This is a genomic window from Ignavibacteria bacterium (assembly GCA_017302895.1).
In the GTDB taxonomy this organism is placed as follows: Bacteria; Bacteroidota; Ignavibacteria; order Ignavibacteriales; family Ignavibacteriaceae; genus UTCHB3.
The window spans coordinates 88,025-104,680 of sequence record JAFLBV010000003.1; the positions used below are offsets into that span (position 1 = coordinate 88,025).

13 protein-coding genes and 1 tRNA gene are annotated in these 16,656 nt (G+C 41.7%); 5 read left to right on the top strand and 9 right to left on the bottom strand.

Going from position 1 to position 16,656, the window contains the following annotated elements:
- Positions 1-150 precede the first annotated feature (150 nt).
- Positions 151-1,920, bottom strand: a complete 1,770-nt coding sequence (locus J0L60_12650; GenBank protein MBN8546973.1) for an OmpA family protein — start codon at positions 1,918-1,920, stop codon at positions 151-153.
- Positions 1,921-2,149: 229 nt separating this feature from the next.
- On the opposite strand from J0L60_12650, the gene J0L60_12655 reads away from it, so the two are divergent.
- Together J0L60_12655 and J0L60_12660 are read left to right on the top strand one after the other, a co-directional pair.
- Positions 2,150-2,227, top strand: a tRNA-Pro gene (locus J0L60_12655).
- Positions 2,228-2,247: 20 nt separating this feature from the next.
- Positions 2,248-2,745 (top strand): YajQ family cyclic di-GMP-binding protein, encoded by a 498-nt coding sequence (locus J0L60_12660; protein MBN8546974.1) that lies wholly within the window; start codon positions 2,248-2,250, stop codon positions 2,743-2,745.
- Between the two features lie 34 nt (positions 2,746-2,779).
- On the opposite strand, the gene J0L60_12665 is transcribed toward J0L60_12660, so the two are convergent.
- From J0L60_12665 to J0L60_12700, 8 genes are all read right to left on the bottom strand, one after another.
- On the bottom strand, positions 2,780-5,398 hold the full coding sequence (locus J0L60_12665) for an LPS-assembly protein LptD (GenBank protein ID MBN8546975.1): 2,619 nt from the start codon (positions 5,396-5,398) through the stop codon (positions 2,780-2,782).
- A gap of 10 nt (positions 5,399-5,408) precedes the next feature.
- The gene (locus J0L60_12670) at positions 5,409-6,416 is read right to left on the bottom strand and encodes a Gfo/Idh/MocA family oxidoreductase (protein ID MBN8546976.1); all 1,008 of its coding nucleotides are present in this window, start codon (positions 6,414-6,416) and stop codon (positions 5,409-5,411) included.
- A gap of 191 nt (positions 6,417-6,607) precedes the next feature.
- Positions 6,608-6,847 carry a hypothetical protein gene (locus J0L60_12675; GenBank protein MBN8546977.1) on the bottom strand — a complete coding sequence of 80 codons (240 nt, stop codon included), beginning with the start codon at positions 6,845-6,847 and terminating at the stop codon, positions 6,608-6,610.
- 118 nt (positions 6,848-6,965) lie between these two features.
- The gene (locus tag J0L60_12680; protein MBN8546978.1) at positions 6,966-7,925 is read right to left on the bottom strand and encodes a YihY/virulence factor BrkB family protein; all 960 of its coding nucleotides are present in this window, start codon (positions 7,923-7,925) and stop codon (positions 6,966-6,968) included.
- Between the two features lie 58 nt (positions 7,926-7,983).
- Positions 7,984-10,209, bottom strand: a complete 2,226-nt coding sequence (gene purL / locus J0L60_12685; GenBank protein ID MBN8546979.1) for a phosphoribosylformylglycinamidine synthase subunit PurL — start codon at positions 10,207-10,209, stop codon at positions 7,984-7,986.
- 37 nt (positions 10,210-10,246) lie between these two features.
- Positions 10,247-10,933 (bottom strand): ribonuclease H-like domain-containing protein, encoded by a 687-nt coding sequence (locus J0L60_12690; protein ID MBN8546980.1) that lies wholly within the window; start codon positions 10,931-10,933, stop codon positions 10,247-10,249.
- Positions 10,930-11,391 (bottom strand): acyl-CoA thioesterase, encoded by a 462-nt coding sequence (locus J0L60_12695; GenBank protein MBN8546981.1) that lies wholly within the window; start codon positions 11,389-11,391, stop codon positions 10,930-10,932. The genes J0L60_12690 and J0L60_12695 overlap by 4 nt, the downstream gene beginning before the upstream one ends.
- A 2-nt stretch (positions 11,392-11,393) precedes the next feature.
- Entirely contained in the window at positions 11,394-12,410 is a 1,017-nt protein-coding gene (locus J0L60_12700; protein ID MBN8546982.1) for a low specificity L-threonine aldolase, read from the bottom strand.
- Positions 12,411-12,798: 388 nt separating this feature from the next.
- On the opposite strand from J0L60_12700, the gene J0L60_12705 reads away from it, so the two are divergent.
- The 3 genes from J0L60_12705 (at position 12,799) to J0L60_12715 (ending at position 16,611) form a co-directional block, all read left to right on the top strand.
- On the top strand, positions 12,799-13,176 hold the full coding sequence (locus J0L60_12705; GenBank protein ID MBN8546983.1) for a T9SS type A sorting domain-containing protein: 378 nt from the start codon (positions 12,799-12,801) through the stop codon (positions 13,174-13,176).
- A gap of 292 nt (positions 13,177-13,468) precedes the next feature.
- The gene (locus tag J0L60_12710; GenBank protein MBN8546984.1) at positions 13,469-15,667 is read left to right on the top strand and encodes an N-acetylmuramoyl-L-alanine amidase; all 2,199 of its coding nucleotides are present in this window, start codon (positions 13,469-13,471) and stop codon (positions 15,665-15,667) included.
- 14 nt (positions 15,668-15,681) lie between these two features.
- On the top strand, positions 15,682-16,611 hold the full coding sequence (locus J0L60_12715; protein ID MBN8546985.1) for a hypothetical protein: 930 nt from the start codon (positions 15,682-15,684) through the stop codon (positions 16,609-16,611).
- Positions 16,612-16,656: the final 45 nt, after the last annotated feature.

The window sequence follows — 16,656 nt, forward strand, 5'->3', positions numbered from 1 at the left end:
ATTATCTTTAATAAAAAACTCTCGTGCCTGAAGCGTGATAAACCAGACAAACTGCACGGGAAGTTTCAGCCACAAAAAATATTCAAGAACAAATATAACCGTAAAAACTTAGAAAAACTAATAATACTTACAAACTGATATTTCTGAAAATCAGTTCAAAACCTTGAATTCGACTCTTCTGTTCATCGCTCTTCCCTCTGCAGTACCATTATCAGCAACAGGGACGGTGGAGCCATAACCTCTCGCTGTTAGTCTGGAAGCTTCCACACCTTTTTCGATCAGATAAGATCTCACAGATTCAGCTCTGTTTTGCGAAAGTGATAAATTACTGTTATCGTCACCCACAGCGTCGGTGTGACCTCCAATTTCTATTAGAAGACCCGGATTTGCGAGCAGTATCTGTGCAGCATGGTTGAGAATCGGATATGATTCGGGACGAAGTTTAGCCGAACTGAAGTCGAAATTCACACCGTACAATACCCAGCTCTGTGTCTGATCCTTGCCGGAGTACTGCTTGATAATATCTTCTATCTTATTGTAGTCAATTGGATCGGTCTGATATTTCTTTACAATTTCCTCGATTTTGGCATAATCCACCGGCTCATATTTGGTATCATTTTTGCCGGGGTCATCCTTCTTGGGGTCTTTGTCCTTATCTTTTTGCTCAATAATTCCGCCATAAAGCAATGGTGCATCTGCCTTGTCACCCCTGTCGAGATACATGTTTAAACCTAATGAGAATGTCATGTAACTGTCGTAAGGACCACCAAGGAAACCGCCCACTGGTGAACTCATGTTAATTAGTCCATCCAATCGGTCATGAGATACTGTCATGTAACCAACCTCGGTGGTAATTGAATACCCCTCGGAGAAAAGTTTCCAGTCTGCACCCAAAATAAGGTTAAATCCATAGTCAAACTGCCAGGCACCGTCTTTAATTGAAGTGCTTGCGGGTTTGTTTACAGAGTACATGTAAGCACTCCCACCCATTCCAATGTAGGGAGAAACAGGCTCGTTAGGGATAAATTTATATAGAATATCCACCTGGCCGTTCACCATGTCTGTGCTTTGTCCCTTGTTGGAACCGGGCATATGAATATATGAGGGTTTCAATCGCATTGTTACATATTCGTTAAATTTCTTTGATATCTCGACATATCCACCGTATCCAAATTCCTGACCGAGCTCATCAGTACCTGCAAATCTGGGATACATAAAACCAACTCCAAAAAGCCAGCTGTTCTTGTAAACAGGATATCTCTCAATCATTGGAGGGGTTTTCTCTTTTGGGTCAGCACCGGCAAAATATTTGCTTTTAGGACCAAAACCAAAGTTGTACAACACCCCAAGACCGAAATTCATGTAAGAGTCTCTTCGGCCACCCAGCATACCGCCAATTAGTCCATTCGTACCGTCAAGTCTGTCGTTTGTGACTGAATGATAAGAAATCTCTGCATTCAAATCCCAGTTTTTGGCGATCAAATCTTTGAAAACAAGTCCAAATCCCAAATCTGTAGTATAATCGAGCACACTTTCATCCTTGCCGTCGGTGGCATTTTTTATTTGCTGCAGGAAACCGGAAAATCCGAGGGTTAAATACGGAGTAACTGCGTATCCCGGGATGAAGTAATAGTTGAGTGCAAATCCGGTACCGATAAGGTCAGATGTACTTTTCTTTGTTGACTGGGATTCAAGATGTGTGTAAAATGGCTTAAGTCTTAACCCGGCATGCTCGGAAAGATCAAGCTGAATGCTCAGCCCTCCGCCATAGTTAAACTCTTTACCGCCTGCATCAGTACCTATCAGTCTGGGGTACATGGCACCGAATCCAAATCGCCATTGGTCAGTATAGACCTGTCCGTATGACTCAAGGGTTAGCGAGACAAGAATAATCGAAGTAAGTAGCAGTAGTTTCTTCATACCGGATGCTTTCCTATTTTTAGCAATTATACATTGCAATCTAACAAAAAATAAACCTTGCACAAACTTATTTCATCGTCCAGTCAATTTTTTTTTAATTCTTAAGTCCAATTATTTTATACAATTACTAAATTTACTTAAAAAATTGCATCATATCGGATGTCTGACTCCGCATAACTTCGTTGTTTTTTTATTTCTCGATTTTTCAATATATTTGCGTTCTGTTTTTCGGGGTGTAGCGCAGCCCGGTTAGCGCGCGTCGTTCGGGACGACGAGGTCGAGAGTTCAAATCCCTCCACCCCGACCAAATAAATAATAGACGGAATTATGGCATCTAATCATTCATTCGATATAGTTTCAGAAGTTGACTTTCAGGAAGTTGACAATGCTGTCAATCAGGCACTCAAAGAAATCATTCAAAGATATGACCTGAAAGAGTCTCACACCACTATCGAACTTTCAAAAAAAGACAAGAGTATAACCATCCACACAAAGGATGACTACTCTCTCAGCCAGAGCGTTGATATTCTTCAGACAAAGTTCATTCGAAGAGGAATGTCGATAAAGGTATTAAAAATGAATGAAGCCGAACCTGCAGCAGCAGGAACCTTGAGACAGAAAATCGACCTGAGAAGTGGTATCTCAAAGGAAGACGCAAAGGAAATCACCAAACTTATAAAAGATTCAAAACTTAAGGTAAATGCTCAGATTCAAGATGAGCAGGTGAGGGTTACCGGATCGAAGATTGATGATTTACAGGCTGTTCAGCAACTCGTTAAAGACAAGGATTTTCCTTTCCCTGTACAGTTCGTCAACTACAAATAAAAAGTCATAACTCATAAGTAATAACTTATAAGTCCTATCTTCTTCCACTGAAGAAATTATCAGATTTTTCGAGTTTAAGGTCCTGCAATTGCGGGGCTTTAACTTTTATTTCAAATCTGTAACCTGTATAAGTGCCGACAGGATTCCACACAAAATTCATAATCCAGCAATGGAGATCCCTGCTTACAACTATTTGTGGTGCTGCGAACTCTTTGTTTTCAAAATCATAGCTTCCCCCAAGTGTAAATTTCCAGAATTTGGTCAAATTGAAATTTAAATCAGCCCGAAGGGTGGTGTATTTTAATATCTGAACTGGAGTTACCCTGTTCTCGTTGTAATTAAATGACAAATTCAACGACCATGGAATGGAAAAATCGGGGTCAACTTCCGCAAACAGTCCCTGATAATTCCTGTTCTGATAAAAAACTTTTTGTTCTACATTCACCGAATCTTTTTTTGTCTCATCAGCTATTCTCTCTCCCGTCAGAGTGGCCGAAGCTGAAAAGTTGAAGTTCCGCAACTGCAACAGACCCTGCCCCTCAGCGATGAGAAATTTATTGATTTCCCTGCCATTTGCATCCCAGACATAAGGACTGAAAACTGCCGACCCGGAAAGACTCAGAAAATCGAGAACCTGAGTCCTGTAATCGAGAAACAAATTTGAAAGTTTTAGAGAATCAGCGGCAAAATTGTGTGATATTCCTCCGTTGACATTCAGCAACTGGATTTTCTTTTCTTTGGAAGTGGTATCCGTAGGATCCGGTTTTGTCTTTATTTCAAAGATGTTCGAAAGCCCCAGCCGCATGCTTTGTTGCTCACCTGTCGAAGCTCCGCCAAAGATTTCTCTCTCATATTTGTTATACTTAACCACTCTGCCGGTAGCATCGGTATATGCACCAAAATAACCCCAGCCATCCAATGAAAAATCGGGCTGATAGTCATAACTCAAAGTTGGTATGAATGTGTGACGAAGGGAGGAAATTCCGAAAGTGTTTACCGGGAAAATTCCGTAGAGTTTGGTAGTTGCCGAAACCCCGACGCGAAAAGTTCTGACAAAACCGATTTTATCGACATCATTAGTGATAATTGAATCTTTCAAAGCATTTGACGACATCAACGAGTAGTTATACGAATTCATCATGTTTGCACTGCTGCCATCAGGAATGTAAATCGATGTTCGCTCTATCTGCTTGTTGTACCATAATTCCTGATAACTCACATTTGGAGTTACATTTATGTATCCTATTTTTGGAGAGAGTGAGAAATTGAGACTGTGCCTCACACCACCCCTCACATCCAAAACACCATCGGTATTTTTCCTGTTATTCTGCAGCTGTCCGGAATAGCTTATTCCGAGTTTTTCGTACCAGGCTTCATCAGTTTTTATTTCAGCACTTCGAAAAGGATAAAAAACAGACTTCGAGAAGGAAATATTAGGCAATATTTCGTTGATATTACCAGTCTGCAAATCCTGTTCTCTACTGTAATTTACACTAAGCCCTGCTCCGAATTCCTCAAAATTCTGGAAATATGAGATATTGGAATAGATGTTATTCCGTAACAGATCGTTATAGTTCGAGGAATTCTGTTTTATATAATTGCTCGAAAGAAACTCGATATTGGCGTCTATTCTGGAATCAGGGGTCAGAGGCTGATTGTGAACCAGTCTCAATCGCCAGTTTTTCTCATCAGTTCTGTCGGGATCAGTTGATTCCCCCTGGTTTAGATTTGAGTACCCCGCCTCCACAAAACCTGAGAAATCATACCTTTTTACATAGCGGAAATTTCCATTTATACCCCAACCACCACGGGTATAATAATCACCTGTTGTGGTCAAATCCATATAATCGTTTATAGCCCAGTAGTACCCAAACCGGGAAAGATACCTTCCGTAACCGGTCCTGTTTCCAAATGCAGGTGTTAGCAGTCCCGACCGTCTTCCCTTTTGTAATGGGATAACAGCAAAAGGAAGCGGCACCGGAAAGGGTACACCGCCGAAAGTGAGCCAGATCCACTTTCCTATTAACTGTTCATCGGGAATGACTTTCATTTCTGTACATTTGAAGCCATAGTGCGGCGGATTATGTTCACAGGTGGTATAAAATCCTCCCTCAACAAAATAGTTTTTTTCATCCATTTTCTTGATTTTTACACCTGAATAGGAAGCCTCCTGATTCGTGGTCGATGCGAATGTTATATAACCCCGTTTGGTCTTGAAGTTATATTTCATCACTTCTCCGTTATACTTGTCTTTCCCGTCAATCAGTTCGGGAAGCTGCTTCACTACCTTGTAACCGGCACTGTCAATATAACTTCCATAGGCGTCAACATTGGAGGACTCGAAATACACTATAATTTTACCGCTTCTGAGTTCGGTTGTTCGATACTTTATCAATCCTTTGTTGTAGATCTCCATCCTTTTCTGTTTTGTGAAGAAAAGTATCGAATCTGTAGCTGAAGCATAAATCAGAGTGTCAAGGTCGCTCTTAGCTACTGAATCCTGCGTCAGAATGGTATCGGCAAGTACTGCGAGTGAATCATTTCCCAGAGGAATGCTGTCTCTGTCCAATTGATAACCCATCCTCACACTGCCTGTAAGGGGAGAACAGGCAACCGTACCAAGAACAATCAGTAATACTAAAAAGCGATTCATTAGTATTGGATTACGCTTCCATATTTGAATTTATTGTCTTAATGGATTCTTCAATTTTTGTACCGATCATATGGGCGACCCGTAAAGCTTTTAATCCGTCTTCGCCTGACACCACCGGGGTAGTTCTCTCGATTACCGCTCTAATAAAGAGTTCGAGTTCATATTCAAGTGCATTCACTTTCGGAGCCTCCGCCTGCTCATAGACAACACTTTTTGCATTGGCGCCAACACCGATAAGCCCGAATGAAAATGCTGCTCCTGATGGCTCACTCGGCGATACCAGTCTGTAGATTTCTGTTGTACCGGTTATAAAATCGAGAGTAATGTAGTTATCCTTTTGGAAGAGTCGCATTTTTCTCATTTTCTTTTGTGAGATGCGGCTCGCAGTAACCACCGCAACTGCCCCGTTTGCAAATTCTATCCTGCAGTTTGCAATGTCAGTTGTTGGAGATACAACGGCTATCCCGCTAGCATCCACTTTCACCACTTCACTCTTAACAAGGCTAAGAATGATATCGATGTCGTGAATCATCAAATCCAGCACAACTGCCACATCCGTACCTCTGGGGTTAAATTGGGCAAGCCGGTCTGTCTGAATAAATTTTGGTTCGAGATTATATTTGTCGACTGCGAGTATTGCGGGATTAAACCTTTCGATGTGACCGACCTGTATCAGTTTGCCTTTTTCTTTAGCCAGGGCAACGAGTTTTTCAGCTTCCTCAATTGTTGCTGTAACTGGTTTTTCTATAAATACATCAAGACCGTGCTCGAGACAAAATTTGGCAACACTGTAATGTGCTGTGGTGGTTACGGCTATCGAAGCAGCCTCACATTCCTGTACCAGCTCCTCAAGAGTGCCAAAGACTTTTATCCCAAATTCATTTGCGCATTTTTCTGCTCTTTCTTTGGAAGTATCATATACCCCCAAAAGCTCCGCTGATGCAATATTTTTAAGCATCTTGACATGGAGACTGCCAAGATGGCCTGTACCAATTACGCCGGTTTTTATCTTTTTCATCGAATTTCTGTCTTGTTTATTTGAGGAAAGAATTGAGCGGGAAAATGAGGGCATGGATCACCCGGGCAACCGGAACCATACCCCTCAAATTTTAAAAATGTTGGAGCCACTTTTCTTGAAACTTTTGAAGTGGTGTCTGAAATTCCTCTTCAATTTAAATTTCTGATCAGCTAAAAGAGCAAACTTTATTTTTACTCTTGTATCTCTGCACATTTAATCGAATTGTAAGGAATAAAAATCCTTACTGTTTCACCATTTTCTCTCTCGTTCCTTAGAAGCAAGCCATCATCGTAGGTGGCTTCAAGCTTCCCCATCTTGAAAACGATCTCATATACGGGAGTATTAGAGAAAGAATCGGTTACCAGTCCGTAATTTTCAAACATGGTAACATGTACAGATTTTCCTTTGAATTGAGACCAATCAAATTTCATAAACTTATCTGACTCCTAATTGAGCATAAACTTTTTTAGAATAACTGTTAAATATAATAAATTGATACTGACAGAACAAAATCTCTGTCGGACATTCTTGCAAATATCTGCAATATTTTCACTTTTTATTTATTGTTTGATCATCCAGCCAGCGAAGCATGGTGTTGATCGCAATAAATTTTGATCTTTTTTGTTTAACTTTCACATTCTCATCGTACAATCTCGCCAGCTCCGCCCCGACAATGAATACCATATTTGTATAATAGATCCAAAACGCTATCACTATCAAAAGAGAATAAGTCCCGTATATTTGTCCAAATGAAGCGAGATTATCGATATAATATCCAAACGCAAACTTTGCGAGAATCCAAAGTCCTGCAGCAGTCATCGCGCCAACAAACAATGAAACTTTCCTTATTTTTTTTGACGGTACTATCCTGTAGAAGAAATAGAAAAGAATAAAAATTGATAAAAATGAAACCGCAACAGTAAAAGTTTCCTTTAGCAATACCGAATCAAGCAATCCAAGAAAGGGCATCTCCATCGCTATCCTCTGAAGAACCATCAAAGCCGGCAAAATCAGGAATATCGCAAAAAACAGAACTATCATCACGAGTATCAGAAGAAAATCAACCAGTTTCGAGATAATTATGTTTTTCTGCTCGGGCACATCAAATACATTGTGCAGAACGGTCCTGATACTCGAGAAGAACCCCGATGCAGCAAACAATAATGCGCTGAAACCGATGATTCCGGCGACATTTTTGTACTCTACAAGCTCCTCAATTCTCCCGCCTATCATCGTCTTTGCAAATTCCGCATAACTCTGATACGGTATCAGCGCATCGATAAATGTATTAATCCTCCCGACAAATTCTACCGAGGTAAGAAAATTTCCCAAAATAAAGAACATGATAAGAGTAATCGGGATTATACATAAGAATAGAGAAAAAGCGAGCGCTCCCGAAAAAAGAAAGACATGATGCTGATCAAATCTGTCAATAAATCTTAATATCCACTCTACATAAACTTTGTAAAGCCCGTTAACCCGGTTATAGGTCGACTTCTTTTTGAACATTTCAGGTTCAAAAACGAACACTCCATCAAATATCAATACAAATATTTTGAAAAATGGCTTAACTTTTTCTTGCCATAAGTTCCGGAATAGCTTCATAATATCTTTCTTTTAGCTCCGATATCTCAAATTCAATATCATTTATCTTTACTTTTTTTCCCCCTGTTTTCCCTGCCACCTTGACTGGAACACCTTTTTCGTGTGCCAATGTCTCAAACTTGGACAGGTTTTCCGGTGCAATTGAGAAGACAATCCTTCCCTGGGTTTCGGAAAAGAAAGCGAAATCTTCGCGAGTGCCGGAGAAACTGACTTCTGCTCCAACAGGATTCTCTTCGTCCGCAATGCACGACTCAATTATTGTGACCACAACACCACCTTCAGACACATCGTGTGCCGAATTAACCATCCCCGACTTTATAACTGCAAGAGTGAAATCGTGCAGTTTTTTCTCTTTCTCCAGATCACAAACAGGAGGTGTTCCTTTTACCAGTTTGTGGATGATCTTTAAATACTCGGAACCGCCAATTTCTTCAGCATCCTCTCCGGCAACAATTATAAGGTCTCCTTCATTTTTGAAGTGCATCCCTGTAATGTGGGACAAATCTTCAATCAAACCAAGCATTCCAACTACGGGTGTCGGATATACTGCAGAATCCGGTGACTCGTTGTAGAAGGAGACATTCCCTCCTGTCACGGGTGTATCAAAAAATCTGCATGCCTCGCCCATTCCGGTAACAGCTTCTTTGAATTGCCAGTAAATTTCAGGCTTATACGGATTTCCAAAATTCAGGCAATTTGTGATAGCGAGTGGAATTGCGCCCGTACAAACGACATTTCTCGCAGCCTCTGCCACGGCGAGTTTGCCCCCTTCCCTCGGATCGAGATAAACGAACCTCGAGTTACAATCTGTTTTCACTGCTATCGCTTTATTGGTGTCTTTCAGGTATACCACAGCAGCGTCACCGGCTCCCGGTCCCTTTACGGTATTGGTTCTAACCATACTGTCATATTGCCTGTAAACCCATTTTTTGGATGCAATCACCGGAGACGACAAAACCTTCAGAACTGCAGCTTTCAGATCTCCGGGAACGGGAAGTTCTGTTTTTTCGAATTTTGCTGTTTCCTCCAAATAAAGTGGTTTCCGGGTCTCTCTGTCATATTGCGGAGCACCACCTCCAAGTACGAGATCGTAAGGATCTACATCGGCTTTTAACTCACCGTTGTAAAAGATTTTTACTCTTCTGTCTGCAGTAACTTCCCCGATTGTTTCGCAATGAAGATCCCATTTTTCGAAAACTTCTTTTACATCTTTCTCAAACTCTTTTTTTGCAACTACGAGCATTCTCTCCTGACTTTCAGAAAGCATTATCTCGTAAGCTGTCATCCCTGTTTCACGAAGTGGCACTTTTGACAAATCGATCGTCATGCCGTGATTCCCCTTCCCGCTCATTTCGGTGGTTGAGCACGAGATTCCCGCTGCTCCCATGTCCTGTATTCCCACAATGTAACCTTTTCTGATGACTTCCAGACTTGCTTCGAGCAACAGTTTTTCGGTAAACGGGTCACCAACCTGAACCGATGGACGCTTTGCCTCACTTTTCTCCGAAATTTCTTCGGAAGCGAATGTAGCACCATGAATACCGTCCCGTCCCGTGGATGAACCCACTATAATCACAGGATTTCCCGCTCCCTCGGCAGTGGCGGAAGCTGTCATTCCGTGTTTGACAACTCCGACAGCCATCGCATTTACTAAAGGGTTACCATGGTAACATTCGTCAAAATAGACTTCTCCGGCTACTGTCGGAACACCGAAACAATTTCCATAATCTGCGATGCCCTCAACCACCCCGTTGAAAAGGTATCTTGTCCGGTCGTCGTCAAGCGAACCAAACCGAAGCGAGTTCAAAGCCGCTATAGGTCGGGCACCCATCGTGAAGATATCCCTCAAAATGCCTCCGACACCTGTGGCAGCACCCTGATACGGTTCGACTGCAGACGGATGATTATGACTTTCGATTTTAAAAGCTATTGCGAAACCGTCTCCAATATCCACAAGTCCGGCGTTCTCCTCCCCCGCACCCACGAGGAGTCTCCCACCGCTTCTGGGCAATGTTTTTATCAGCTTAATGGAATTTTTATAACTGCAATGCTCACTCCACATTACACTGAATATCCCAAGTTCTGTGAATGAAGGCGTCCTCCCTAGACGGGTGCAAATATCTTCAAATTCCTCTTTGGTAAGTCCGTGTTCAAATGCCAGTTCAAGTGTTACTTCAGGTTCTTTCATTCGTCAATTCCATTGGTTTCTAAATTTTCGGTTAATTTCAGGCAAGATATTGCTGCCATATATCATAAAGTTGGTAAGTGGCAAAGATATCCCTCCCGCAATATTCAGCAATTTCTTTTATTCTCCCTTCATGATACATGTTTTTTACTTCAGAACCTGAAACATCTTTAGATTTGGGAGTTTTAATTCCAAAACTGTGACAGTAAAAATCGAGGTTGAATTTGCGGAATCCGCCATAAAAAGATAACTGTTCGAGAAGATCGAGGTGCAGCTTGCTGTCAAACCTGTTTCCCATCAAATTTTTCGAAGGTTTTATGCCAAGAAGTGCCGATCGCAACATCAGGAATGGAACATCAAATCCCCTCCCGTTAAAGGAAATAAGTTGATCAACTTTTGAAACAAATTCCCAAAACTTTATCAAAATTTCCCGTTCAGGCAATCCCTTGTAGCTAAAACCGGTCTCTTCCGACTGCCACACTTCCTCAGTCTCATTTTCGTAAAAAACATAGCCTTTTTGCTGCTCTACATAATACATCCCGATGACGACAACTTTCGATGTGAAAGGATACAAAGCTGTCCAGTCTTTAAGTTCCGCCTGTTTCCGTTCCTTATCCTCAGGGGTTTTTTCTTTTTCTGCGTCTCTCAGTAGGTATTCCTGCTGGCTCGGGGAAAATGATTCCCATGGCAAGGCGACAGTTTCTATATCAAAAACGATTCTTTTCATGTTCTTTTGCTCCTGTCAAAACTTCTTTTCTCAAATGATCCGACTTTTGCCGCAAATTCGTCACTCAACGGAGCTGTTTTTCCTGTTTTTTGATCAACCTGAGCAACAACACCGGATCCGTCGACCACCACTTCACCTGTAGTTTTATTCACGATTACATGCTCAAACCCGTAGGAGGAATTCCCAATGTAAGATATCCTTGTATGAATCTCGAGTTCATCATCATATTTCGAATGTCTTCTGTAGTTAATCTCATTCCTTACCATGAAAAAATCGAAACCATCGGTGAATAAACCTCGCTCGGGAATCAATCCGGCTTCTTTCAGATATTCGAGACGGGATTGCTCCAAAAAAGAGACATAAACAGCGTTATTGCAAACGCCAAGCATGTCAACTTCATGGAATCTTACTTTCAACTTTGTAACATGATAAAATGCGTGTCCGTTGTACTCAAACATTTTTACAACCTCCACAATATATTGAGTGCTTCGATAATCTGATCTTTATTCACATCCATGTGTGTTATAGCCCTTACTGTTCCAATTGGACCGGGAAGAAAACGAAGACCCTCCGCCTCACACTCTGCCATCAATACTTCAGGTGATTTTGTTCTGTGTTTGAAAATGAGAATATTTGTTTGAACAGAATCTGAATCAATCTCATATTGGGGCATGTTCGCAAGTTCTCTTGCCATAAATCCGGCATTTTCATGATCCTCATGAAGTCTGGAAATATTATTCTTCAGAGCATAAAGTCCCGCTGCGGCTAATACTCCAACCTGCCTTGCCCCACCTCCCCATGCTTTTCTGAACCGGAATGCCTCTTTGATAAAATCCCTGTTCCCGGCAATAACAGAACCAACAGGCGCTCCCAAACCTTTCGACAGACAACAGGAAACTGAATCGAAGTGAGAAGTAATCTCTTTTGGCTCCACACCGAGACTCACGGCAGCATTCCACACTCTTGCACCGTCCAGATGGAAAATAAATCCCTTTTCATGCACAAATTTTTCAAGTTTTTTTATTGTCTCAAGAGGATAAACCCTCCCCATTCTCCTGTTATGCGTGTTTTCAAGGGCAATTACTCTGGTTCTTGGCATGTAGTAGGCTTCGAGAGGTCTGATCGCTGGTGCGACCAGTTCGGGTGTCATAATACCGTCCTTTGTAAAAACCGGAAACAACTGTAAACCGCTCAATACTGCCGGAGAGCCAGATTCATAATAAAAAATATGCGATTCAGCATCGCAAATTACCTCGTCGTGTGGCTGTGTGTGGGTTTTGAGGCACAACTGGTTACCCATTACGCCGCTGAAAACGAAGAGTGCTGTTTCAAACCCCAAGAGATCTGCCGCATACTCCTGAAATTCATTTACAGTTGGATCTTCTTTAAAAACATCATCCCCAACTTCGGCATCGTACATTGCCCTTCTCATATCAGGCGAAGGTTTTGTAACTGTGTCGCTTCTTAAATCAATTATTTTCAAAATGTCATCCAAATTCTGTTTTAATTCATCTTCAAAAATACCACTTTTTTTCGTTTGCCTGACAATCATTAATTGAATTCCCGGTCTGGAAAGAGAATGGCTAAATGCGCTGCATCACGATATTATTTCCATTCAAAATAAATTTTATCCTTCCATGGAATTATTTTGCATAATGACCGGTTTTTAAATTATATTTGCATTGTACATAGTACACATTTTTGGACGGGTGTACATTATTAAGGGCAACCCGTAAAACTTTACAAAGACAAACAGCGTCTAAAATAGATAAAAGGCGATTTATTACTTAAAATTTACTTTGGCACATTTTTTGTAGCGTTATTATTGAACGAATGAGAACGATACAGACTATAGAGGTTTAATCATGAAAAGATTTTTTACAATTATAATTTTGGCCACCATACTGGTGGCAGCAGGTCTTCCCTCGATGAAGACTGAAACAAAATCAAGTACTCCAAAAGGTAACGGAGATAATCCACGCAATTTTGTATTGGAGCAAAATTATCCCAATCCGTTTAATCCTGAAACGACCATCAGCTATCATCTTCCAAACGCTGGTCAGGTGAGACTTTCAGTGTATAATCTCCTTGGAGTTGAAGTGGCAGTTCTTGTGGATGAGTTTCAGTCAACCGGAACCTACAGCATAAGATTCAACGCTTCGTCATTGCAGTCGGGAGTTTATCTTTACAAATTGAAAATGGGAAATACCACCCTCACACGGAAAATGACTTACCTCAAGTAATTTCATTTAATCTGTAATTAAAAGTTTTAAGGCTGTCTCATTCGGGGCAGCCTTTTTTAATTCATCCTTCAACCCTCTGCCCTCCTCATTCATCCTTCAGCCCTCTGCCATCTTTTTTCAGCCTTCAGCCCTCTGCCATCTTTTTTCAGCCTTCAGCCCTCTGCCATCTTTTTTCAGCCTTCAGCCCTCTGCCCTCCGCTTTCTGCCTTTTAAAAATGAACGGCAATCCTTTGATATTAGCTTGGTTATCCGTAACTTTATATGATACATATTTGGATAAAAGGTTTTCGAAATGCGGCTACACTATTTTATATTTTTTCTTACAATTGTTACTGTTTCAGCGTTTTCTCAGAATTTTGCGGGAAAGAAATTTGCTCTCGATCCGGGACACGGAAGTCCGAGGAATGCAACCTGCGAACCCGAGACCAAAAGGTTTGAAACATATGTAAACCATATCGTGATGCCCTATCTTAAAAGATACTTGCAACGGGATGGTGCGACGGTTTTTTCGACAAGAGGTGATTTCGATTCGCTCGGTGCATGCATGACACTCTCAGAAAGGGAGGCTGTAGCAAACAACAATAATGTCGATTTTTTCCACTCCATTCACCATAACGCCTTTCAAGGGACGAGCAATTACTCTCTTGTTCTGTTCGAACAGTTGAATAATACTGTTTGCCCCAACGGAAATCCACAATGGCCCGGAACTGCGGACAGCATGTCGATTTATATGGCAGCAGAACTTTATGCGGGACTTCAAACAACCGTTGGTTACCCCCGGGGTGACTATTGCTTCCTTGGCTACAATTTGGGTGTACTTAATGACCTGGCAATGCCGGGGGTACTCAGTGAGGGTTCATTTTTCGATTTCCCTGCAGAAGCGGCAAGACTCGCTAATCTTGACTATCTGATGACTGAGGCTGAAGCACTCTACCTGTCTTACCTGAAATATTACAAAAAGCCACTTCCTTCACATGGAAGTCTTGTCGGAATTGTTACAAATCTGACTACAGGCAATCCTGTAAAAGGGGTAAGAGTAGTCCTCACCTCACTAAATAAAACATATCAGATTGATTCTCTCGGAAACGGTTTTTACAGATTCGATTCTCTCGCACCCGGTACCTACCCGGTCTCGGTTTATTCAAATCTTGATACAACAAATACGACCGTAACAATTACCGCCGGTAAAATTAACAAAAAAAATCTCCTCAGCGGTTCTGCCGATGCTCCTCCGATTGTGAAATTATTGTCTGTTACTGCATCTGAGGGCGCTCTTAATCTGAGATGGGAACAACCCGCTGGACTCGTGGATTCGATCATGATTTACCTCTCAGAGACAGGTGCCATCCCCACAGGAAGCCCTTACAAGACAATAGCGGGGAATGTTACCACCCATATCCTTTCGGGACTAACGGCCAACCAGACTTATTATGTTGCCCTTAAAGCCAAAAATCTCTTCGGTATCAGTCCGGCAATCTCAAAAGTTTATGGAGCTCTCACCACCGGAAGTGGTGACCAGGTATTACTGGTTGACGGATTCAACCGTTATGGCGGCTCCGGAAGCTGGCAGCAACCTTACCACAATTTCACTTCCTATTACGGTGAAATTTTGGGTGAGTCTCTGCTCAGGTTTTCCACTGTCTCCAATATGGCTATTACCTCTTCCTCTCAAATAAAGCCATTTAAGTATCTTTTCTGGCTTTTAGGTGATGAATCGACCCTCGATGAAACTTTCTCCACAACTGAACAAACATTTGTGAAGGAATACCTTCAAAACGGCGGAAAACTTTTCGTTACCGGTTCTGAAGTGGCATGGGATCTCGACAGTCGTGGCACGACCACCGACAAGGAATTTTTTAATCAGTTTCTGAAAGCTTCTTATGTAGCTGACAACCCGACCCCCAATACACCTTCAGCATCGGGTGTTCCGGGTACTTTTACTGATGGTTTTTCTGCAACTTTTGGAGTGACATATCCTGAAGATTGGCCCGATGTTATTGCCCCGCTTAATGGCAGCACATCAATTCTTAGATATAATGCCACTCAAAATGCAGCCGTGGCTTTTGATGGTATGTTTCCTTCAGGAACAAACCCGGGTAAACTTGTTTATGTGGCTTTTACCGTGGAAACCATCGGCGATGCAACCAAGCGGAAAGCGCTCGTGGACAAGATTATGGGATACTTTGGCGGTTTTGTTTCAGTGGATGATTTGGCTGATGGCTTGCTCCCCGGTTCATTTTCAATGACAGTACATCCGAACCCTTTCAATCCATCGACAAAACTGACGGTGAATCTTCCAGAAGAAGGTCTCTACAAGATCAAACTCTTTGATATTCTTGGCAGAGAAATTCAAACTCTTTATGATGGGTCTCTTGTCAGAGGTTCACATTCTTACAATGTGGAAATGAACAATTTCCCCTCCGGAACTTATTTTATCCATGTTTCGGGAAATAATGTGAATTCTGTTCAAAAGATTTTACTCCTTAAATAAGTCCGGAAATTAAAATGAAAAAAATATTATTTATAACTCTTATTTCAGCAACACTTTTGTTAGGCCAGGGTATTTCGGTGACGATGAACCCGGTGCTCCTGACAAATGGTGATGCCCTGTATTCACTCGGAAAACTCTCTCCTGACGGGAAATACGCACTCTTGTCGGGAAAAGGATATACAAAAATTGAACTCCTTGAAATCCCGACAGGGAAATCGAAGATTATCACCGAGAATTCCCCCGGATCCGGTTGGGGTATGAGGTGGAACCGCGACAGCAAGAGATTCCTGTTTAAAATAAATGACAATTCTAACCCTGACAAGAAGACCATTTCTCTCTTCGAGTATAACGATGGAAAAGGATTGTCACAAATTGCCGGGCTGGATCCTGAATCGAACAATCTTTTCTTCTACACTCTTCTGGGAGATGGAATTTCAACCGAGGGGAAAAACGGGACCACCCAAATTTTGCGGAAATCAAACAGCGCAGATGATGTTTCTTATTCACTAAATGATGGAAAACTCACCGTCATTGACCCTTCAGGTAAATTGAAACAGGGAGCAACAGAACAGATTTCATTAAAAGAAAAAGTCCTCTTCGCAGAGTGGTCACCTTCGGGGAAAAGACTTGCTGTTCACTCAGCAGGCAATGGCATCTTTGTTTTTGATTTTGAAACAGGGAAAGAGTATAATTTCCCGAAAAGCGAATATCCTTCCTGGATAAACGATGATTATCTTGTCTATATGATGACCGAAGACGACGGATACACCCTGCTGAACAGTGAGGTTGTAGTTGCCAGGTTCGACAGGAGCGAGTCGTCAATTGTTACAAAGGACTTTATGGCCCCTGCTCTCTTTCCTTCGGCCTCGGGCGACGGAACGATTATATTTACAGCCAGTGATCATAAGATATATGTTACCAAAGTTGAATTTTATAAGAATTAAAATGAACTATTTTTTGTATTTTTACATTAATAATTCCCGGTAATC